At 47.1% G+C, this 21,082-nt stretch carries 22 protein-coding genes and 1 other annotated feature; of the genes, 21 read left to right on the top strand and 1 reads right to left on the bottom strand.

The window, feature by feature from the left end:
- Positions 1-9: 9 nt before the first annotated feature.
- The 18 genes from mutM (at position 10) to AC0J5I_RS14600 (ending at position 16,710) form a co-directional block, all read left to right on the top strand.
- Positions 10-894: a DNA-formamidopyrimidine glycosylase gene (gene mutM / locus AC0J5I_RS14685; protein WP_475301490.1), complete on the top strand. Its 885-nt coding sequence runs from the start codon at positions 10-12 to the stop codon at positions 892-894.
- A 6-nt stretch (positions 895-900) separates the two neighbouring features.
- Positions 901-1,500, top strand: a complete 600-nt coding sequence (coaE, locus tag AC0J5I_RS14680) for a dephospho-CoA kinase (RefSeq protein ID WP_107995979.1) — start codon at positions 901-903, stop codon at positions 1,498-1,500.
- A gap of 95 nt (positions 1,501-1,595) precedes the next feature.
- On the top strand, positions 1,596-2,138 hold the full coding sequence (gene nrdR / locus AC0J5I_RS14675; protein ID WP_107995978.1) for a transcriptional regulator NrdR: 543 nt from the start codon (positions 1,596-1,598) through the stop codon (positions 2,136-2,138).
- Positions 2,138-3,571: a replication initiation and membrane attachment family protein gene (locus tag AC0J5I_RS14670; RefSeq protein ID WP_475301482.1), complete on the top strand. Its 1,434-nt coding sequence runs from the start codon at positions 2,138-2,140 to the stop codon at positions 3,569-3,571. Before nrdR ends, AC0J5I_RS14670 begins: the two co-directional genes overlap by 1 nt.
- On the top strand, positions 3,571-4,497 hold the full coding sequence (dnaI, locus tag AC0J5I_RS14665) for a primosomal protein DnaI (protein WP_475301479.1): 927 nt from the start codon (positions 3,571-3,573) through the stop codon (positions 4,495-4,497). Before AC0J5I_RS14670 ends, dnaI begins: the two co-directional genes overlap by 1 nt.
- A 427-nt stretch (positions 4,498-4,924) precedes the next feature.
- Positions 4,925-6,859: a threonine--tRNA ligase gene (gene thrS, locus AC0J5I_RS14660; protein ID WP_107995975.1), complete on the top strand. Its 1,935-nt coding sequence runs from the start codon at positions 4,925-4,927 to the stop codon at positions 6,857-6,859.
- Positions 6,860-7,015: 156 nt separating this feature from the next.
- Positions 7,016-8,206, top strand: a complete 1,191-nt coding sequence (locus tag AC0J5I_RS14655; RefSeq protein WP_475301473.1) for an amidohydrolase — start codon at positions 7,016-7,018, stop codon at positions 8,204-8,206.
- Between the two features lie 18 nt (positions 8,207-8,224).
- The gene (gene folE / locus AC0J5I_RS14650) at positions 8,225-8,782 is read left to right on the top strand and encodes a GTP cyclohydrolase I FolE (protein ID WP_106450871.1); all 558 of its coding nucleotides are present in this window, start codon (positions 8,225-8,227) and stop codon (positions 8,780-8,782) included.
- Positions 8,783-8,822: 40 nt separating this feature from the next.
- Positions 8,823-9,647 carry a dihydropteroate synthase gene (folP, locus tag AC0J5I_RS14645; RefSeq protein ID WP_475305749.1) on the top strand — a complete coding sequence of 275 codons (825 nt, stop codon included), beginning with the start codon at positions 8,823-8,825 and terminating at the stop codon, positions 9,645-9,647.
- Positions 9,640-10,008 carry a dihydroneopterin aldolase gene (gene folB / locus AC0J5I_RS14640; RefSeq protein ID WP_107995973.1) on the top strand — a complete coding sequence of 123 codons (369 nt, stop codon included), beginning with the start codon at positions 9,640-9,642 and terminating at the stop codon, positions 10,006-10,008. Before folP ends, folB begins: the two co-directional genes overlap by 8 nt.
- 4 nt (positions 10,009-10,012) lie before the next feature.
- Positions 10,013-10,513: a 2-amino-4-hydroxy-6-hydroxymethyldihydropteridine diphosphokinase gene (gene folK / locus AC0J5I_RS14635; protein WP_475301470.1), complete on the top strand. Its 501-nt coding sequence runs from the start codon at positions 10,013-10,015 to the stop codon at positions 10,511-10,513.
- An 85-nt stretch (positions 10,514-10,598) separates the two neighbouring features.
- Positions 10,599-10,730: a sequence feature (ribosomal protein L20 leader region), on the top strand.
- 44 nt (positions 10,731-10,774) lie between these two features.
- Entirely contained in the window at positions 10,775-11,278 is a 504-nt protein-coding gene (infC, locus tag AC0J5I_RS14630) for a translation initiation factor IF-3 (protein WP_086628383.1), read from the top strand.
- Positions 11,279-11,308: 30 nt separating this feature from the next.
- Complete coding sequence (gene rpmI / locus AC0J5I_RS14625) at positions 11,309-11,509, top strand: 50S ribosomal protein L35 (protein WP_086628382.1); 201 nt, start codon at positions 11,309-11,311, stop codon at positions 11,507-11,509.
- 54 nt (positions 11,510-11,563) lie between these two features.
- A complete protein-coding gene (gene rplT / locus AC0J5I_RS14620) occupies positions 11,564-11,923 on the top strand; it encodes a 50S ribosomal protein L20 (protein WP_086628381.1) in 360 nt (119 codons plus the stop codon).
- 111 nt (positions 11,924-12,034) lie between these two features.
- A complete protein-coding gene (locus AC0J5I_RS14615) occupies positions 12,035-13,120 on the top strand; it encodes a M42 family metallopeptidase (RefSeq protein ID WP_475301464.1) in 1,086 nt (361 codons plus the stop codon).
- A 118-nt stretch (positions 13,121-13,238) separates the two neighbouring features.
- Complete coding sequence (gene hemG, locus AC0J5I_RS14610; protein ID WP_475301461.1) at positions 13,239-14,669, top strand: protoporphyrinogen oxidase; 1,431 nt, start codon at positions 13,239-13,241, stop codon at positions 14,667-14,669.
- A 236-nt stretch (positions 14,670-14,905) separates the two neighbouring features.
- Positions 14,906-15,646, top strand: coding sequence for an MBL fold metallo-hydrolase (locus AC0J5I_RS14605; protein WP_475301458.1), 741 nt, complete (start codon positions 14,906-14,908; stop codon positions 15,644-15,646).
- A gap of 56 nt (positions 15,647-15,702) precedes the next feature.
- Positions 15,703-16,710 carry a lipoate--protein ligase gene (locus AC0J5I_RS14600; protein WP_107995968.1) on the top strand — a complete coding sequence of 336 codons (1,008 nt, stop codon included), beginning with the start codon at positions 15,703-15,705 and terminating at the stop codon, positions 16,708-16,710.
- Between the two features lie 81 nt (positions 16,711-16,791).
- On the opposite strand, the gene trpS is transcribed toward AC0J5I_RS14600, so the two are convergent.
- Entirely contained in the window at positions 16,792-17,784 is a 993-nt protein-coding gene (gene trpS / locus AC0J5I_RS14595) for a tryptophan--tRNA ligase (RefSeq protein ID WP_107995967.1), read from the bottom strand.
- Positions 17,785-18,173: 389 nt separating this feature from the next.
- Between trpS and spxA the strand changes: the two genes are divergently transcribed.
- The 3 genes from spxA (at position 18,174) to AC0J5I_RS14580 (ending at position 21,073) form a co-directional block, all read left to right on the top strand.
- Positions 18,174-18,572: a transcriptional regulator SpxA gene (gene spxA, locus AC0J5I_RS14590; RefSeq protein WP_086985466.1), complete on the top strand. Its 399-nt coding sequence runs from the start codon at positions 18,174-18,176 to the stop codon at positions 18,570-18,572.
- Positions 18,573-18,790: 218 nt separating this feature from the next.
- Positions 18,791-19,453 (top strand): adaptor protein MecA, encoded by a 663-nt coding sequence (locus AC0J5I_RS14585; protein ID WP_234402605.1) that lies wholly within the window; start codon positions 18,791-18,793, stop codon positions 19,451-19,453.
- 453 nt (positions 19,454-19,906) lie between these two features.
- A complete protein-coding gene (locus AC0J5I_RS14580) occupies positions 19,907-21,073 on the top strand; it encodes a competence protein CoiA (RefSeq protein ID WP_475301445.1) in 1,167 nt (388 codons plus the stop codon).
- Positions 21,074-21,082 lie beyond the last annotated feature (9 nt).

The following is a 21,082-nucleotide window of genomic DNA, read 5'->3' as shown; positions in this document are numbered from 1 at the left end:
GGTTTGCTTATGCCGGAATTGCCAGAAGTAGAAACCATCCGCAAGGGGCTCATCAACCTTGTCGGAGGAGCCATCATTATAGATGTAGCTGTCTTTTGGGATCGGATGATCACGCCGCCTTTTTCCACGGAGCGTTTCAAGACGGTCCTGCGGGGGGAACAGATCCACACCATCGAACGCCGCGGCAAGTACCTGATCTTCTTATTGGACCACTGGGCGATGATTTCCCATCTGCGGATGGAGGGGAAGTATGAGGTCAGCGCATCCGGTGAACCGATCAAGAAGCATACCCACGTCATTTTTTATCTCGCCGATGGACGCCAATTGCGGTACCTTGATGTGCGCAAGTTCGGTAAATTCACGTTGTTGCCGATCGAAAAGCGGGATGAATATGAACCTTTCAAAAAAATGGGGCCGGAACCAACCGCGGATTTCTTCAAATTGAGTAAATTTAAAAAAGATCTTGCCAAGTCGCATCGGGCAATCAAAGCGGTCATCCTCGACCAGAACATTGTTGCCGGCGTCGGAAATATATATGCGGATGAGTCACTTTTCCAAGCCCGGATCCATCCTATGCAATCTGCCGACACAATCGGACCGGCAGCAGCCAAAAGATTGCACGAAGCCATCATTGATGTGATCAGCAGATCAGTGGAAGCCGGAGGGTCGACAATCCGGACCTACAAAAACACGTTGGGGGAAGCCGGGAAATTCCAAGTCTCTCTTGCCGTTTACGGTCAGACCGGACAGCCTTGTCCGAACTGCGGCCATCCAATCGAAAAGATAAGGGTAGCACAGCGAGGAACGCATTATTGCCCGCATTGTCAACAACTGCCAAAGACGCGTTCGAAGACAGCAGGCATCACTGACATTGTGTACAAAGGGGCGAGGTAGAAGAACATGAGTTATATACTGGGTCTTACAGGAAGCATCGCTACAGGGAAATCGACTGTAGCGAAGCTGTTTTTGTCTGCGGGCATACCGGTTGTCGATGCGGACTTGGGAGCAAGGGCTGTCGTTCTTCCGGGTGCACCGGGATTAGCGGACATCATCGAACATTTCGGTGAAGCCTATCTGCTGCCGGATGGCACACTGGATCGCAAGCGCTTGGGAGCGCTGATCTTTTCGGACAGGGAGAAGCGTAAAGAACTGGATGCGTTACTGAAGGAGCGCATCAATGATTGGATACAGGCAGAAAAAGAGCGTTATATTTCGGAAGGGCACAATTTGATCGTGCTGGATATCCCGTTGCTGTACGAAGGCGGGTATGAGGACAGCTGCGATGCCGTGATGGTCGTCTACGTTCCGGAAGCGCTGCAATTTCAACGGCTAATGAGCCGCAACCATTTGGATGCGGAGGAAGCCGCCCGGAGGATGCAAAGCCAGCTTTCGATCGAAAAGAAAAAAGAGCTGGCGGACTTTGTCATCGACAATTCCGGGACAATCGAAGAAACCGAAAAACAAGTCAACGAATGGCTGCACGGCCGTCTTTCAGTCTAGTGCGTTGGCGCCGGAAAGACCATCTTTTCAAGGTTTTTGAGCCCCAAGTATGTTATAATGAAGTGATAATAAAGGAAAGAAAAGGGGGAAAGCCGATGCAATGCCCAAAATGTCACTATCACGGATCGCGTGTTGTCGATAGTCGTCCGGCTGATGACGGGAAAGCCATCCGCCGCCGTCGCGAATGCGAACAATGCCATTTCCGTTTCACTACATTCGAAAGGATCGAGCAAACGCCATTGCTTGTCATCAAAAAAAATGGCGCACGCGAAGAATTCAGCCGTGAAAAGTTGTTGCGGGGATTGATCCGCTCCTGCGAAAAACGGCCGATCGCCCTCGAACAACTGGAGACTGTCGTCAATGAGGTGGAAGCCGAAATCCGAGCGCTTGGAGAAAATGAAGTATCCAGCATCGTCATCGGAGAGTTCGTCATGGATAAGCTATCCAAAATAGACGACGTCGCCTACATCCGTTTCGCAAGTGTTTACCGCCAATTTTCGGACCGGAAAACCTTCCTTGATGAATTGAAGAACATGGAGAAGAAAAAAGCCCAACAAACGGCTGCTGAATCTTCAGACATCCAACCATCCGATGCTCCTCCCCATGAGGCAGCCCCCGGAAAGGAAGACAATGAATAATGAGCTATCCATGGCAAAACATAAGCCCTAAGGATCCTTTCAGAGCAAGCCAGACAAGCTTGATTTCCGATGTGGACCGCAAAATCCTGACGCAATTGTATCAGCCCATCATCGGTCCACAAGCATTCAGTCTTTATTTGACGCTGCTTGCGGAGATTCCGCAAGAGAGCTATTGGAGCAAAGATCTGCTTCACACCGAATTATTGGCTTTATCGAATAGCGGGATCCAGGAGTTCTATCAAGCACGGGTGAAATTGGAAGGGATCGGTTTACTGAAGACATTTCTCGTAAATGAGCCAGAGAAGCAGTACCTATACGAATTGCAGCAACCGCTGTCCAGTCATGCTTTTTTCAGTGATGACCTGATGGGGTTGCTGTTGTATGAAAAAGTCGGCGAACGGAAATACCGCGACTTGCAGCAACGGTTCAGCCGACAAGTCCGCGACGTAAAAAATGCGGAAAATATCACCAAGTCCTTTTTGGATGTTTTTTCTTTCTCGGAAAGCGCCTTTACGGAGCAAGCGCGGATGAGGCAGAACGACAACTCGTTGTTGGGCGATAACGCGGGAAGCCTGCCCGTGATCGAGAATGAGGGGTTTGACTTCGCATTTTTCCGGCAGCTGTTGAACAAACAATTCGTCAAGCGTGATTCCATCACAAAGGAATTGGAGCACACAATCACTATCCTCTACACGCTGTATGGTTGCGACGAACTGCAGATGGCTCAATTCATTCTGGAGGCCGCCGATATCGAATCGGGCAAAGTAGACGGAGAAGCGCTCAAAAAAATTGTATCCGATGCCTATGAGCAGAGACACAGCACCCGTTTGGAAGTTAAGGATAAAGTCACCCAGAGCATCCAATTGGCTAAAGATACTGAAAAAGGCCGGGAACAAAAATTGATTCAGGCACGCTTTTCCAGTGAAGAGATTTCGTTCATCAAGGCGTGCGAACAATTGACGCCGCATCAATTTTTGACGAGCATCAAAAAGCAGAAAGGCGGCATCGTGACCGCTTCGGAGACGCAACTGCTGCGTACGCTGATGGAAAAGGCTGATTTCAAACCGAGTGTGCTCAATGTATTGACGCACTATGTGTTGGTCATCCTCAACAATCCGCATCTTTCCAAGGCCTATGTGGAAGCCATCGCAAACGATTGGCTGCAGGACGGTGTCGATTCGCCCGAAAAAGCGTTGGCGAAGGCGAAGCAATTCGCCGGCGAGATGAAAGCGAAAGCTGAGAAGCGGGCAGCCAGCCGGACAACCGCAAAGAATTACGGGAAAACGGTGGCGCGCAAGAAGGAAAACTTGCCGGATTGGGCTAAAGAGGAACATAAATCGGTTGTGGAAACACCGCTGACGCCGGAAGCGCAACAAAAATTGAATGAGCGCATCAAAAAATTAAAAAGTAGCGGAAAGGCAGGGGATGAGTGATGGATCATATCGGAAGAGCATTTTACAAATATATGAATAATCCCGAAATCAGCCAACGCTACAAAGGCATGATCGACACAATCATGAAGGATGCCGATGTCCAGGCCTTCTTCCAGAAACACGAAGAGCGCCTGACGCGGGAAATCGTCGAGAGAAGTTATTCCAAGTTGCACGAATATGTGCAGGAAAAAGAGAAAATCCGTGTTGGGAAAGAATCACAGAATCCCGGTTATGAGCCGAATCTTGTATTGAATGCCGGTTACATTGATGTCGTCTATACACCGACCAATGAGACGATGGCGAGGGAAAAAGAAAAGGAATTGCGGAGTCGCGTCCATTCGATGTCGATGCCGAAGGATGTCCGCACGGCGACATTGGATCGGTTTGTCCAATCAAACGAGCGGATGCCGGCCATTCTGGAATCGTTGAATTTTATTGATTCATTCAATGGGAATCCGAAAGTGCATCACCAAGCACTTTATTTCTATGGTCCATTCGGGGTAGGGAAATCCTATCTTCTGGGTGCGATTGCGCATGAATTGGCGATGGGCGGCCATCTGACGACACTGATGCATTACCCGACCTTCACGATGGAGATGAAGCAGGCGATCCAGAGCAATACGGTCAACGAAAAGATTGATGCCGTGAAGAAAGCGGAGATTCTGATGTTGGATGATATCGGAGCAGAAGCCAATTCCACCTGGATCCGCGATGAAGTGCTCGGTGTCATCCTCCAGTACCGCATGCAAGAAGACTTGCCGACATTCTTCAGTTCTAACTTTACGATGCAACAGTTGGAGGAGCATTTGCGCATGGGCAACCGGGGCGATGACGAGCCGATGAAGGCGAAACGTCTGATGGAGCGGATCCGCTTCTTATCGCGCGAGATTCCGATGACTGGGAAAAACCGCCGTTTCGAGCAATAGGCACGATTTATCTCATTTCCGAAGGGATAAGCTAACCCGTTCAGCTTTTCTTATTTTAAACTTGAAAACAACTATTTTTTGTGTTTAAATGGACTACAGATGAAACGAAAGACAAATCGATGAGAAAGACACCGATGGATGATCTGATTTTTAGCGAGGGATGGCTTGGTGAAACATCCTAATCAATCATATATTGACCCCTTTCGAGAGATTCCCTGAAACTACAGTAGGGGGAAACGGTACGCTCGTTATCGCGTTCAAGTAAGGATGAGACAGAATCTTAAGCGGATGCCTGTCGCACTCTTTGAATTTGGGTGGAACCACGTAGACACGTCCCATTTCCGGCATAAGCTGGGAATGGGCTTTTTTTATTGCCTTTTTGTCAGTATCACTAAGGTACAGAACTTAATTAATTGGAGGAATCAGCATGTCAGAAATCAAAATCACTTTTCCTGATGGCGCCGTAAAAGTATTCGAAGCCGGCGTAACAGTGGAAGAAGTAGCAAAAAGCATCAGCAACAGCCTGGCTAAAAAGGCTTTGGCCGGAAAATTCAACGGGGAATTGGTCGACTTCACACGCCAATTGGAGACGGATGGTTCACTTGAAATCGTGACACCGGATCACGCAGACGGATTGGGTGTCCTGCGTCACTCGACTGCCCACTTGATGGCGCATGCCTTGACGCGCCTGTTCCCTGAAATCCATTTTGGAGTCGGGCCAGCGATCGAAACTGGGTTCTACTATGATACCGATATGGAAGTACAGCTTGCCGAAGAGGACTTGTCGAAAGTCGAAGCGGAAATGATGAACATTGTGAAGGCTAATTATCCGATCGTCAGACGTGAAGTCAGTCGTGCGGAAGCGTTGGAAATCTTCGCTAATGACCCATACAAAGTCGAATTGATCACAGCATTGCCTGAAGGTGATATCATCACTGTCTATACGCAAGATGACTTCACGGACCTTTGCCGCGGCGTCCACGTGCCGGCAACAGGCAAAATCCAAGTCTTCAAGTTGTTGTCGTTGGCGGGTGCCTATTGGAGAGGGAACTCGAACAACAAAATGATGCAACGTGTTTACGGAACAGCCTTCTTCGACAAGAAAGCCTTGGCTGAATTCATCAAGATGCGCGAAGAAGCAAAAGAGCGCGATCACCGCAAATTGGGCAAAGAACTGGACTTGTTCATGATTTCCCCTGAAGTCGGTTCCGGTTTGCCTTTCTGGTTGCCTAAAGGCGCTACGATCCGTCGCACGCTTGAGCGTTACATCGTCGACAAAGAAGTGAGCCTGGGGTACCAGCACGTCTACACGCCGATCATGGCGAACGTGGAATTGTACAAAACTTCCGGCCATTGGGACCACTACCATGAGGATATGTTCCCGCCGATGGATATGGGCGATGGCGAAATGTTGGTGTTGCGTCCGATGAACTGTCCGCACCACATGATGGTCTACAAGAACGACATCCACAGCTACCGCGAATTGCCGATCCGCATCGCTGAGTTGGGCATGATGCACCGTTACGAAAAGAGCGGTGCTTTGTCAGGTCTGCAGCGCGTGCGTGAAATGACTCTGAATGATGCTCACGCATTTGTCCGTCCGGATCAGATCAAGGACGAGTTCAAACGTGTGTTGCAGTTGGTCATGGATGTTTATGCAGATTTCCAGATCAGCGATTACCGTTTCCGTCTGAGCTACCGCGATCCGGAAGACAAAGTGAAGTACTTTGATGACGACGCTATGTGGGACCGCGCGGAAGCGATGCTGAAAGAAGCGATGGACGAATTCGGTTTGGAATACTACGAAGCCATCGGCGAAGCTGCTTTTTACGGCCCTAAATTGGATGTGCAGTTCAAGACAGCGATGGGCTTGGAAGAAACGATGTCCACTATCCAATTGGACTTCCTGTTGCCTGAGCGCTTCGACCTGACTTATGTCGGCGAAGACGGCGAAAACAACCACCGTCCGGTCGTCATCCACCGTGGCGTCATCTCCACAATGGAGCGTTTTGTAGCGTATCTGATTGAAGAGTACAAAGGCGCATTCCCGGTATGGTTGGCTCCTGTCCAAGCAACGATCATCCCTGTCAACCTTGATCTGCATGCCGATCAAGCATTTGAACTGAAAGCCGTAATGGAACAGTTGGGTATGCGCGTCGAAGTCGATGATCGCAACGAGAAGATGGGTTACAAAATCCGTGCTTCCCAGACTCAAAAAATCCCTTACCAATTGGTCATCGGCGATCAGGAATTACTGAACGGAACCGTAACTGTCCGCCGTTATGGCTCGAAAGAAATGGTTACTTTCAGCATGGATGATTTCTTGGCTGAGGTTCAATCTGAAATCAAAAACTTCAAATAATCTTATCAAATCCACATCTTTCTGAGCAAATCATGATACAATAAGTTTCAGTGATGTAGCTTTGATTCTGTTAGCTTGATGAAGGCCCGGAACATGGCGGTTTGTGTTCCGGGCCTTCGTCTTTATATAATTCGCTTAATGGGGGATGATGAGAAGATGTTAAGAGATGAATTGATGAAAATGTTGGATGGCCGCGAAGATGACATGATTTCTCTGCGCCGTCATTTCCATGAGCATCCTGAACTGTCATTCGATGAGAATGAAACGGCTGCGTTCATCGCCCGTTTCTATGAAGATAAACCGATTGATGTGCAGACGAATGTCGGGAACGGCTATGGCATCGTCGTCACGATCAATGGGAAACAACCCGGCCGCACCATCGCGTTGCGGGCGGATTTCGATGCGCTCCAGATCGAGGAACAGACCGGTCTGCCGTTCGCATCCAAAAATCCAGGCGTCATGCACGCCTGCGGACATGACGGACACACCGCCTATCTGATGGTCTTGGCTGATTGCCTGATCCGTCTGCGGGACCAATGGCAAGGGACCGTCAAAATCGTGCATCAGCATGCCGAAGAGATGGCCCCCGCCGGCGCCAAGAGCATCGTGGAATCCGGCTTGCTCGACGATGCCGACGAAATCTACGGCATCCATTTCTATCCGGACTATGAAGTGGGCACCGTCTTTTACACGAGCGGCTTCGCCTACGCCGGTTGCAGTGACATCAAAGTCACGATTCAGGGGACGGGCGGGCATGGTTCGCAACCGCACCGCTCCAACGATACAATCGTGGCGGCATCGAGCTTCGTGATGAATCTGCAGACCATTGTTTCCCGGCGCATCAACCCGTATGATATGGCTGTCGTGACGATCGGCTCCTTCGAGGCGGTCGGCAGCAGCAATGTCATAAAGGACAGCCTGATTCTGCGTGGAGATGCCCGTTACATGGATCTTGAAGTCGGAAAAGTCATCGAGGAGCATTTCCACCGGATCGGCCGCGGTCTTGAAGAGATGTATGACGTGAAAGTGGATATCGACTACAACTCCGATTACCCGCCTTTGTACAATCATCCGAAAGAGACTGCGAAAGCCGCTGCTGTTCTGGAAAAAAATGGTGTCGGGTCTTACTTGAAACAGGTCATCGCAACTTCTGCCAATACCGGAGCGGAGGATTTCGGACAGTATCTGTTGAAGATCCCCGGCGCTTTCTTGAATGTCGGTGCTCGCCCGGATCAGGCAGAAGTTTTCAATAATCATCACCCGAAATTTGACATCAATGAAAAAGCTCTATTGGTCGCGGCTAAAACAGTCGCTGATATCACCCTTGCGGCGTTAGCCGGGGAATGAGCGTTTAGGAGGATAAAAATGGATTTAGAAAAGATAGAAACCGCCGTCCAAATGATTTTGGAGGCGATCGGGGAGGACCCGAACCGCTCAGGGTTGCAGGATACGCCGAAGCGGGTGGCGCGCATGTATGCGGAAATTTTTTCCGGTGTCGAGAAAGACCCTGCCGATCACGCTAAAGTGGTCTTCCATGAAGATACCGACGAAATCGTATTAGTGAAGGACATTCCATTTTATTCCACTTGCGAACATCATCTGGTTCCGTTTTTCGGTGTGGGACATATCGCTTATATGCCGAAGGATGGACAGGTGATCGGTTTGAGCAAGCTGGCGCGTATCTTGGATGAGGTCAGCAAAAAACCGCAGATCCAGGAACGGATCACGACGACGGTTGCGGATATCCTGATGGAGCATCTGCAACCGCAGGGAGTTATGGTGGTTTTGGAAGCCGAGCATATGTGCATGACAATGCGAGGCGTTAAAAAGCCGGGCAGCAAGACCGTGACATCCGCAGTCCGTGGCGCATTCAAACAATCATTCAAATCCAGAAGCGAAGTGCTGGAATTGATCAAACTGTAGACACATTGCACGCTGACGAGGAGAATGAACCTTGAAATTAATGACAAACACAAAAGTATATGATCTGTCGCAGCGCAGCCATATCATGGGGATACTGAATGTTACACCCGATTCGTTCTCCGATGGAGGGGAATGGAACACGGTCGAAAAAGCCGTCGCCCACGCCCTCGAAATGGTTGCGGATGGGGCCGACATCATCGACATCGGCGGGGAATCGACACGCCCGGGCCATACTCAGATTTCTGATGAAGAGGAAATTGCCCGCGTAGTGCCTATCATTGAAGCGCTCAAAAAGGCGATCGATGTGCCACTTTCGATTGATACCTACAAGTCAGCGGTCGCCCGTGCGGCTTGTGAAGCCGGCATCGACATCATCAACGACATCTGGGGCTGCAAGTACGATCCCGAGATCGCAGCGGTGGCCGCGGCATTTGATGTACCGATCATTTTGATGCATAATCGGGAAAAGCCGGATTATGCCTTTTTGATCGAAGATATGTTGGCTGATTTGGCCGAGAGCGTGCGGATCGCAGTGTCAGCAGGCGTCAAAAGGCAAAACATCATTCTGGATCCCGGTTGCGGATTCGGAAAAACCTATGAAGACAATCTGAATGTTGTCCATCATCTGAAGCGGTTTACGGAGCTAGGTTACCCAGTGCTCTTGGGAACGTCCCGGAAACGGTTCATCGGAACGGCACTTGGGGATCTCCCTTTCAAGGAGCGAGATCTGGGGACAGCCGCAACGACTGCTTTGGGCATCGTGAACGGGGCCCAGCTTTTCCGCGTGCACAATGTGAAGGCCAATGCGGAAATGGCACGGATGATGGATATCATGTTGAAAAAAGGAGAGGGCCCAATTGGATAAAATCTATTTGAATAATCTGCAGTTCTATGCTTTTCATGGATTGAATGCGGAAGAAAAGGTGTTGGGACAACGCTTCAACGTAGATGTTGTGCTGCACACCGATACAAAAAAAGCCGGCTACAGCGACAAAATGGAGGATTCGATCCATTACGGACATGCCTACAAGGCCGTCAAAGCGGTAGTGGAGGGCGAAAACTTCAACCTGATCGAAGCTTTGGCGGAGCATATCGCCATCGCTTTGTTTGCGCGCTTCGACGGGCTGCAGTCTTGCCAAGTGAAAGTGATCAAACCGGATCCGCCGATCGTCGGCCATTATGATTCCGTTGCGGTTGAAATCTACCGCGAAAGGGAAGGGAGCTAAGCGCATGCCTGTCGTGTTCATCGCCTTAGGTACGAATCTGGAACCTCGCGCAGCCCATCTTGAAAAAGCTTTGGAGCTCTTCCGCTCCTTGCCGGATGTGGAAGTGAAACGCGTATCCTCCATTTATGAATCGAAACCCGTCGGCTACCTCGATCAACCGGATTTCCTGAACCTTGTGTTCGAAGCGGAAACGGATCTGCTGCCCGTGGACCTGCTGGACAGATGCCAAAGCATCGAAGAGGAGCTTGGCAGAGTGCGGACCATCCGCTTCGGACCGCGCACGCTGGATGTCGACATTGTTTTGTACAGAGCGGAAATTATTGAAGAAGAACGGTTGATCGTGCCGCATCCGAGGATGCAGGAGCGCGCTTTCGTGCTGTTGCCTTTGCAGGAACTGAATCCCGAATTAATCGTTCCGAAATGGAACAAGACAGTCAATGAATTGGTGGCGGAATTGCCAGCGAATGATCTTGAAGAAATCTGGAAATACGCCCCGGAATCCTGAATGTCTGAGCATATCTTGAAAAAGAATATTTTTAGAGAAATGCGCTTGACGTTTTCATTGCAACAAGGTATACTATAAAAGTTGAGAAATTAAGCAGAAGCACCCGCTTCTCGCCTAAGTGGACAATTGCGTCCCTGGGCCAGATATGTACAAGTAACTTGCAGCAATGCAAGTATTGTCGGCGGGTTATTATGACCCGCCGACTTTTTTCTGCGTTCTTTCTCTCAAATATCATGGAGGTGAACGACCATAGCAAAAGATATGATGGTTAACGACGGCATCCGTGCCCGCGAACTACGCATTATAGGTAGTGACGGCGAGCAACTAGGAGTCAAATCGAAAAGTGATGCATTGCAGATTGCAGAGGCAGCAAATTTAGATTTAGTTTTGGTATCGCCAAATGCAAACCCGCCCGTTGCCCGTATTATGGATTACGGCAAGTTCCGTTTCGATCAACAAAAACGCGAACGTGAAGCCCGTAAAAACCAAAAAGTGGTAAGCCTTAAAGAAGTGCGCTTGAGTCCTTCCATCGACGAAAATGATTTTCAAACGAAAATGCGGAATGCTCGCAAATTCTTGGAAAAAGGTGACAAAGTGAAAGCATCCATCCGATTCAAAGGACGTGCAATCACCCACAAAGAAATCGGACAAAGGGTCCTTGATCGCCTTGCATCTGAGCTTACTGACGTTTCGACGATTGAATCTCATCCTAAAATGGACGGAAGAAGCATGTTCTTGATGTTGGCACCAAAAGCCGATAAATAAATTTGTAACTTAATTTAGGAGGAAAGACAAATGCCAAAACAAAAAACTCACCGTGGTTCAGCTAAACGTTTCAAAAGAACTGGTAACGGCGGACTAAAACGTTGGAGCGCTTTTACAAGCCATAGATTCCACGGAAAAACGAAGAAACAAAGACGTCAATTGCGTCAAGCTTCAATGGTTAGCGCATCTGATATGAAACGCATCAGCCAACAATTATCACAAATGAAATAATTCTAAAACAACAATACGAGATAGAACTTTGGTTCTAATAAGGAGGAAATCACTATGCCACGTGTAAAAGGTGGGACAGTAACCCGTAAACGCCGCAAAAAGATTATTAAATTATCTAAAGGTTATTACGGTTCAAAACATACATTATTCAAAACAGCTAAAGAACAAGTAATGAAATCTTATACTTATGCTTACAGAGACCGTCGTCAAAAGAAACGTGACTTCCGTAGATTATGGGTCACTCGTATCAACGCGGCTGCTCGCATCAACGGCATGAGCTACAGCACTTTGATCCACGGATTGAAACTTGCTGGTATCGAAATGAACCGTAAAATGTTGGCTGACTTGGCTGTTACGGACGCTGCAGCTTTCACTGCAGTGGCTGAACAAGCTAAAGCTGCATTAGCTAAATAATTTTTGAATCGTTGCCTCTCCGGTCTTGTATCGGGAGTGCAGCGATTTTTTGTTTTTCTTAGAGTAAATGCTATACTGATATTATGTCGCTAAATCAATGGGGGTATTATTTTGGAAGAGAAAGAATTACAAATGTTGATCGATTTGACGGATGCAAGAGGCGTTCCGGGCAATGAAGGGGAGGTACGTGAAGTCTTCAGACGATATGCCGAACCTTTCGCCGAAAGCTTTTCGCAGGACGGATTGGGCGGTCTCTTTGCCAAACATGCCGGTAAGGAAGAGGGCCCCACCATTTTGTTGGCGGGGCATTTGGATGAAGTGGGATTCATGGTGACGACCATAACCGAGAAGGGATTCATCAAATTCCAAACTTTGGGAGGTTGGTGGAATCAGGTCATGCTGGCGCAACAAGTGGAGATTACCAACTCGAAAGGCGAGCGCCGCCACGGGGTCATCGGCTGCAAACCACCGCATGTGCTGACGCCGGAAGCCCGCAAAAAGCCATATGAAATCAAAGATATGTTCATCGACATCGGTGCTTGTTCGAAAGAGCAAGTAACGGAATGGGGCATCAAGCCCGGCGATATGATTACACCTTACATTTCCTTCAAACGCATGAACGATTCCAAATTCCTGCTAGCGAAAGCTTGGGATAACCGCATCGGACTGGCCGTTGCGCTCAAAGTGTTGGAAAATGTCGCCAAAGCCGGGCACCCGAATGTAATCTTCAGCGGTGGGAATGTCCAGGAGGAAGTGGGTCTGCGCGGAGCGAAGACGGCCACGCACATGATTCGTCCGGATATCGCATTTGCTTTGGATACTGGCACGGCAGGGGATACTCCAGGAATGACGCCTCAAGAAGCGGATTCCGAATTAGGAAAAGGGCCGCAGTTATTGATTTATGATGCGTCGATGATTCCGCATCGTGGCTTGCGCGACTTCATTGTCGGCGTTGCCGAAGAATGCGAAATTCCATTCCAGTACACAGTCATCACAGGCGGCGGTACGGATGCCGGTGCCCAACATCAGAGTTTGGATGGCATTCCCTCCTTTGCGATCACGGTGCCGGTACGTTATCTGCATTCGCACACGTCCATAATCCATGAAGATGACTATCTGAATGCGGTTAAATTGGTCACGGAATTAGTCAAACGCTTGGATGGCGAAGCGGTCAAACATATCCGCGAAAACGTCTAAAAATAAAAACAGCATGAATATCTGTCGAAAAGTATCCACATATTTTCGTTGGTGGATAGAGTAAGATATAGATAATGAAAAAGTGGGTGTCAATAAAGCAAGAGGAGGGGATGACAGGATGGAGAAGATGAAAAGACGTATCGCGATCATTGGCGGCGGACTGAGAGGGTTGACAGCCGCTTACGAAATCGATAAAGCCATCCGGGAACAGAACCTCCCGTTTGAGTATGTCATTCTTGAGGATCGAGCCTCGGTCGGCGGCATGATCCATACGATAGATATGGATGGTTATGCGATTGATGTAGGGGCTTCGGCTTTCGATTCGAGACGCGCGGACATTTCCGGTTTTCTGCAGGAATTAGGTTTGGAAGATGAAAAACAATTCAGCCGAGGGGGGAAACTGGTGTTGTTCGATGGAAATGCGGTCATCGATGACGTTATGCCTACTTACCATGGTATGCCGCTCTTTCTGAATGACATTTGGCAGGCCAACGGATTGACTTTGGATGCAAAGCTCCGGGCGTTCATGAATAGCGTTTTTCTGTCCAAAAGCTTACATGAGAACCCAGAATATTCAACCGACAACTTTTTGGAATTCCGTTTGGGACGGGAAGTGGTCGACTATATGGCTGAACCCTACTATCCGGATAACGTCTATGGCTCCATGGAACTGATGCCAGTGAAATTATTTGACGGAAATTTGGTGACGATCTATGGGAAGGCGCACATCGGAAAAGGCAAAAAAGAGCAGCTGATGCGCTACGCGGATGGCTCCGGTCAGGAATATACCTTCAAGGGAGGTTTGTCAAGCTTAATCAAACGTCTGGCCCAACATACGGAAGGCCATCTATACGTGAATCAGAAAGTTAAATCGTTGATCAATGTGTCAGAAGACCTGCTTATGATTGAATTGAACGGACGTGAATCCATGCGTGCTGGGAGTGTTGTCATCACAACCAACCCCCAAGAATCCCTTGGTTTTTTGGAGGGCTTCGCTAAGGAGAATGATTTCCCGAAGGCCCAAAGCACGAGTGTCGGTACCGTTTTTTTCAAAATAAATAAAAAATCAGTCAATAACCTACCTGAAGGGCAAGGGTTTGTGATTCCGCGGAAAAGTTCCTTTCATAGCACGAAGGTTGTCGTTTTGAACAACAAATGGCCACTTTTTGAACAAGCAGATTATTATTATGTGCTTGTGGAATTCGGCAGACGTCTAGAAGAAACCTTGATAGAATTAGCCGATGATCTCGTGATGGATATTATCAAAAATGAAGTGAAGGAAATTTTGGCTTTGACAGAGGAACCTTTGCAGTCCACTTTTTATCGCTGGGAAAAAGCCGTCCCTCATTTCAGTTTGCAGCAAAGACAAGAGATGTTGGAAGAAGTATATCCAGTTCGGAGAGAGTATGCAAAAAGAGGTGTTTTTGTAGGGGGAAATGGAATCACTGGTTATGGTTTGGAAAATGCCGTCATTGAGGGAAAACGCTTAGCCCACGAGGCGATCCGTTACATGAAAAAACTGGAAAAGAATGACAGTCCGAATACATAATGAAACAGTCCGCAAATCTGTGTTTTTACAGATTAAGGTGGACTGTTTTTAATTTCATATAGTGTTTGTTTTTGTTTGGTGCTATAATGAACCCAACGATATTAAGCTGTTTTTTTTAGTGTCAGGACTGTTTCTTTTCGTGCCTGTGAAAGAGTTTGCCATTGAGGATGGCTAGAGGCATGCTATAATCTGAATAGGATTCTTTGATTATCAAATATTGGATTGGGGGACGTTTAATGGAATTGACTATTTTGGGCTGCATGGGTGGCTATCCCACAAAAGATGTCGGGACGACGGCGTATCTGCTGACATCCGATGATTTCAAACTATTGATCGACGTCGGCAGCAACGCTTTGCTGTCGCTGGAGCATCATCTGGACCCGTTGGATTTGGATGCGGTCATCCTGACGCACTATCACGCAGACCATATTGCGGACTTGGGTGTTCTGCAATATACTTTTCAGCTGAAAGAGCCTGCTGAAGGCAAGTCAAAAAAAATACTGCCGATATACGGTCATACTGAATCGGAATTTTTCCGCTTGTTGGAAATGCCAGGAGTGAGTGAAGGGATTGCCTATGCGCCGGAGGAAACGTTGAAATTGGGGCCATTCCGGATCCGATTTCTGAAAACCATCCATCCGGTTGCGTGCTATGCGTTGCGGATCGAAGAGATAGCCACCGGGAAAGTCTTCGTGTTCGGTGCGGATTCAGCCTATTTGGCGACATTTGTGCCTTTTGTGAAGGCTGCTGACCTATTCTTGGCTGATGCAAACCTGTTCAACGGCAATGAGCGGCACCATGCGCATATGACTGCAGGCGAAGTCGGAGCGATAGCTGAAGAAGCGGCAGTCAAACAGCTGATTCTGACGCATTTGCCTCAAAAAGGCGCGCTATCCGTGCTGCTGGATCAAGCGAAGGAAGCAGCACCTTCCGTATCCGTCACGCTTGCCAAAAAGGACCGGATAATCACAATCTAATCGCGTCCAGCAACCAGAACAACAAATTGAATGAAGAATGGGAGAGGTATAAACATATGTATTTTGTGGATAATCAAGGACAGTTGGATCCTAGCGTAAATATTGCGTTGGAGACATTTTTATTGAAAGAAAAAATCTTGGATGAACCGATCCTGTTGTTCTATATCAATGAGCCGTCGATCATCATCGGACGCAACCAGAATACGATTGAAGAAATCAATGCGGACTATGTCGAAGCGAATAAGATACACATTGTCCGCCGTATGTCCGGGGGCGGCGCAGTGTACCACGATTTGGGGAACTTCTCTTTCTGCTTCATCACCAAGGATGATGGTGATTCATTCCGCGATTTCGGGAAATTCACAAAGCCAGTCATTTCCTTTTTGCACAGCGTAGGCGTCAAAGAAGCTGAGCTAAAAGGAAGAAACGATTTGGTGATCGGGGAGAAAAAATTCTCAGGGAATGCCATGTATGCGACAAACGGAAGGATGACCGCCCATGGAACGATCCTATTCGACTCCGATCTGGATGCCGTAACCGGCGCGTTGAAACCACGCAAAGAGAAAATCGAATCGAAAGGCATCAAGTCGATCCGCAGCCGCGTGACCAACATCAAACCTTTTGTTGATGAGGCTTATCAAAACCTGACTACGGAAGAATTCCGTGATTTGATGTTGTTGTCGATTTTTGATGTCGAAACGCGTGAGGAAGTAAAAGAGTACCATTTAACCGAGGAAGATTGGAAACGCGTATATGAAATCCGCGAAGAGTACTTCGGCAACTGGGATTGGAATTATGGTAAATCACCTAAATTCGAAATCCAAAAACATCATCGTTTTCCGATCGGATCCATTGAAGTCCGCATGAACGTTGAAGATGGGCATATCCAACAGCTGAAAGTTTTCGGAGATTTCTTTGGCTTGGGGGAAATCAAGGATGTTGAAGATGCTTTCATCGGCGTCAAATATGCCAAAGAGGATATGCTGGCTAAATTGAATGAACTTGACATCAAAAAATACTTCGGTAATGTGACCGCAGAAGAATTGCTTGAAGAATTGTACTGATAATGAAAGAGAAGCCCCGCAATTAGCGGAGCTTCTCTTTTGCATCTGTAGGGCTGAACGAACCCGTTCAGCATTTCTGTTCTATCTGTGGAGGCCGATTGCTGTTTCCATGCGTTTCAAAGTTTCGGAGGCAATTGCATTCGCTTGTTTCGCACCTGCATCCAAAATGTCATCCAATTCTTTGGAACTCAACAATTCATAATAACGATTCTGCATCGGTTCCAATTCAGCGATGATGGCATCCGCTAATTTTTCTTTGAAATTGCCGTAGCCGGAGCCGGCAAATTCATTTACCAATTGATCAATCGGTTGATCGGTAAAGGCCGAGAAAATCGTCAACAAGTTCGAAATACCCGGCTTGTTTTCCTTATCGTATTCAATGATGCCGCTTGAGTCGGTGACGGCACTCTTAATTTTTTTGCGGATGACTTTTGGTTCATCCAGCAAAGAAATGTACCCTTTGGTGTTCTTGTCGGATTTGCTCATTTTGCTGGTAGGGTCCTGGATGCTCATGATTCGGCCGCCGTCTTCGGGAATCATAGGTTCCGGCATGGAGAGGATTTTTTTGCCTTTTCCATACTTGTTGTTGAAACGCTGCACAAAATCCCTTGTCAATTCCATGTGCTGTTTCTGATCTTCGCCGACAGGGACAAAATCCGTATTGTAGAGGACGATATCCGCTACCATCAAAGGCGGATAGGTCAGTAATCCGGCCGAAACCGTCTCTTGTTTGGAGGATTTATCTTTGAATTGGGTCATTCTCTCCAATTCGCCCAGGTAAGTGTTGCATTGGACGATCCACGCAGCTTGAGCATGAGCAGGGACTTCCGATTGGATGAAGATGGTCGATTTGTTCGGATCGATTCCAAGCGCCAAATAAAGAGCCGCCAATCCACGTGTCCGTTCGGTCAAAGTGGCTGGATCTTGCGGAACGGTGATTGCATGTTGGTTTACGATGCAGTAGGTGCAGTCATACTCTTCTTGCCGCTGCACGAATTGTTTCATAGCTCCGATATAGTTCCCGATTGTCGGGATACCGCTGGGCTGAACGCCGGAAAATATTTTCTTTTTCATAAAAAGCCTCCTAGGTTAAATACGTCATTATTTATTATAACGCAAATTGAGCTTGTATTCACGATTTAAATCGAATGCATAAAGTTGGATGATTGTGGATGGAATGGAAGCGTTTTTAAAATTTAGACTGAATTCGGAAAAAAATAATTATCAAACGATATTTATTATAAATTGTAAAATTTCAGAATTGAGATATGTTGACTGGAAACGCCTTTAAATAAGGTTTTCACAAACTTTTTACTGACTATTGAAAAGTGTAATTGTGTCGTAAATGTGACGGAAGTGTGTAGAACCCCAAAAAAAAGGATAGCTATTGTGCGTGGCTTGGTTTATAATAATAGTTGTAAGTGGTTCACAAATAAAGCTTACGAATAAAGGAGAGATCAGAGATGGTAACATTATATACTTCCCCAAGTTGTACTTCATGTCGCAAGGCACGTGCATGGCTAGAAGACAATAACATCCCTTACACTGAAAGGAATATATTCTCCGAACCTTTGACAGAAATTGAAATCAAAAGTATCCTGAAAATGACTGAAGAAGGCACTGAAGAAATTATTTCCACTCGATCCAAAGCATTCCAAGAACTGAACATCGACTTAGACGAATTACCTTTAAATACATTATTCACTTTGATCGAGGATAATCCCGGCCTGTTGCGTCGTCCGATCATTTTGGATGAGAAGCGTTTGCAAGTGGGATACAACGAAGATGAAATCCGTCGTTTCTTGCCGAGGGAAGTCCGCGCGTTGGAATTACAAAAAGCGCAAAGATTGGCAAACTTCTAGTCAACCGCAACTAAACAGGAATCAACAGACAAGTGCACCGGACAGACGGCTGTACTTGTCTTTTTTGACCGCTGAACTTCGATATTTTACAACGACAGAAACACTTAGATGAGAAAACAAATGAGAAGTTAAAAGATTTTGTGCTTTTGGCTTTACATTTTTGCGATTTGATTTACAATGGGTATAAGAAAAATAGGGAAAGAAAAGTGGGGTGAAGCATGATGGAAATGGAAAACATCAACGAAAACACAATTCGCGTTTTGATTGAGAATTCTGATTTAGAGGAAAGAGGCATCACCTTTCTGGATTTATTAGGAAATCAAAAGCAAATCGAGAGCTTTTTCTACAGCATCCTCGAGGAGGTCGATGTTGATAATCAATTTCATGAATCAGATGCAATTACTTTCCAAGTGCTGCCTAATGGGAATGGTTTAGAGTTATTCATCAGTAAAGGGATGAACAATGAAGACGACTTCGACATGGCGAATGGCTCCAATCAATTGGAGCATGTAGTGGATTACATCAAAAAACAGACAAAGAGTTTCAACGCACGTGATAAAACGGATGCTGAATCTGAAGAAGATGATATGGCACCTTTAGAAGTCGTATTTAAATTCCAGAGTTTTGATGACTTCTTGGAGCTGGCGAAACGGATGTTTTTGGAGAGCGGCGTATCTTCGCTTTACTATTATGATAATCAATACTATTTGACGGTTGTCTACTTCATAGATGAGATGACGGAAACGAATATCGACAATGAAATTTTGAAGGCCTTGGAATTTGCGGAGGAATCTGATATTGCTGTTGAGATATTGGGCGAATACGGTAAGTTGGTCATCCAAGACAACGCATTGGAATCAGCCAGACACTACTTTAAATAACTAATCTGATCCGACCCCGAAAAGGGTCGGATTTTTTTATACTTCAACGAGGTTGACTAATTTAATTGAAAATTGCATCACCACAAGCGTTTTATACATTTGCAACAATATTCTGCATCTCCAACCGATGTCTAGCGTTCCAAGGCTGCCTCTCGGAAAAGGAATAAAGGAACCCCTTGTCTCTACGAGCCAAGGATACTATTCGACAAGGCAATAGTTCTTGTCATCTTGATGCCTTAGAAACACGATACAACTGACCGGTACGGTCACGTTGATTCCTTTGTTTCGGAAGTCTCTCAGAATATTGCGCTCTAAGACTCCCAGTACAAGGTGACCGTAGGGAACGTTGCAAGGCACGATTTCCTAAATTTCTTTCGAAGCAGTTCGGGCTTGGAACGCTTTTCTAATTCTTCTGCGGATATTATGGGAAAGAGACAGAAAGGGCGGTTGCTTATGTTGATCGCTAGAAATGCTAATGGAGAACTGGTTCAGGCTTATCAAGCCTCAAAAGAAAAAAGGAAGAATGTTGAAGAATATCATTGTCCGGCGTGCAAAGGGAAGTTGGTGCTGAAAAAAGGAAACATCATGATTGCCCATTTTGCCCATCACCAACATTCGGATTGTGCCGCTTTTTCGGAAGGCGAAACGCTTCCCCATCTGAAAGGGAAACAGCTGCTTCTGGATAAGTTCAAGAGTGAAGGCTTTGAAGTCACGTTGGAGTGTTGGCTGCCTGAATTGCAGCAGCGCCCGGATCTCTTGCTTGTTTTTGCGGATGGAAAGAAAATTGCCGTGGAGTACCAGTGCAGTCCGATTTCTGCTGCCGATTTGTCGGAACGGACAAAGGGATACCGACGATTCGGCTACGAAGTATGGTGGATTTGTGGGATGAATTATCAACCTGGTGGCATCAAAATGACGCAATCTGTCTATCAATTCTTGAAGCATTCCGTCGCACTTGGCAGTTGGATTGGGATTCTGGATACCCAGGCGGAAGAAATGCTTATCCATCACCACCTTAAGTTGGGCGGTGATGATCGTTTCTATTTTGTGAAGACGGCGATTCCTTGGGATAAGCTCACAATTGCTTACTTAGAGAATATCTATAGGAAGGGGAGTTTGCCTAACGATACCGATCTGATGCCCCAATCTACCGGGAAAACTGCTCAGCGAAAGCATATGCAGGCGAAGGATATCAACCTATTACGGTACCGCACCGATCCGGAGCACCGGAAATTTCTGTTGGCGGTCTATCTCGATCGGAAGGACCTGTATCATTTACCGGCATTCCTGTTCGAATTGCCTTGCAAAACATTAGGTATCCGTACGCCGGCATATATTTGGCGGTATTATTTGCTCAGGGATTTCAGTAAACCGGAAATGGCCAATCCGCTCACGAAAAAACAGTTGCTGGATTGGCTGTCAAAATGCATACACATGAACATAATCCGGACAAGGACGTCGATGGAAGCTGAGGAGGCGAATTTATGGGAACCATTGCTCCAATTTATGATGCGGCTGGTCGAGGATGGGCATGCCGCAGCCATCGGCAGGGAAGAATGGGTCCTGATTTCCACGCCGTTGGATAGGCAAACTGAGGGTCATCATTCTTGCTTGGGTTAGAACGTGTTC

Source organism: Trichococcus sp. TS_SC_9, from assembly GCF_056156325.1.
The sequence above is the reverse complement of the archived record's forward strand: the minus strand, read 5'-3'. Positions and strand labels throughout refer to the sequence as shown.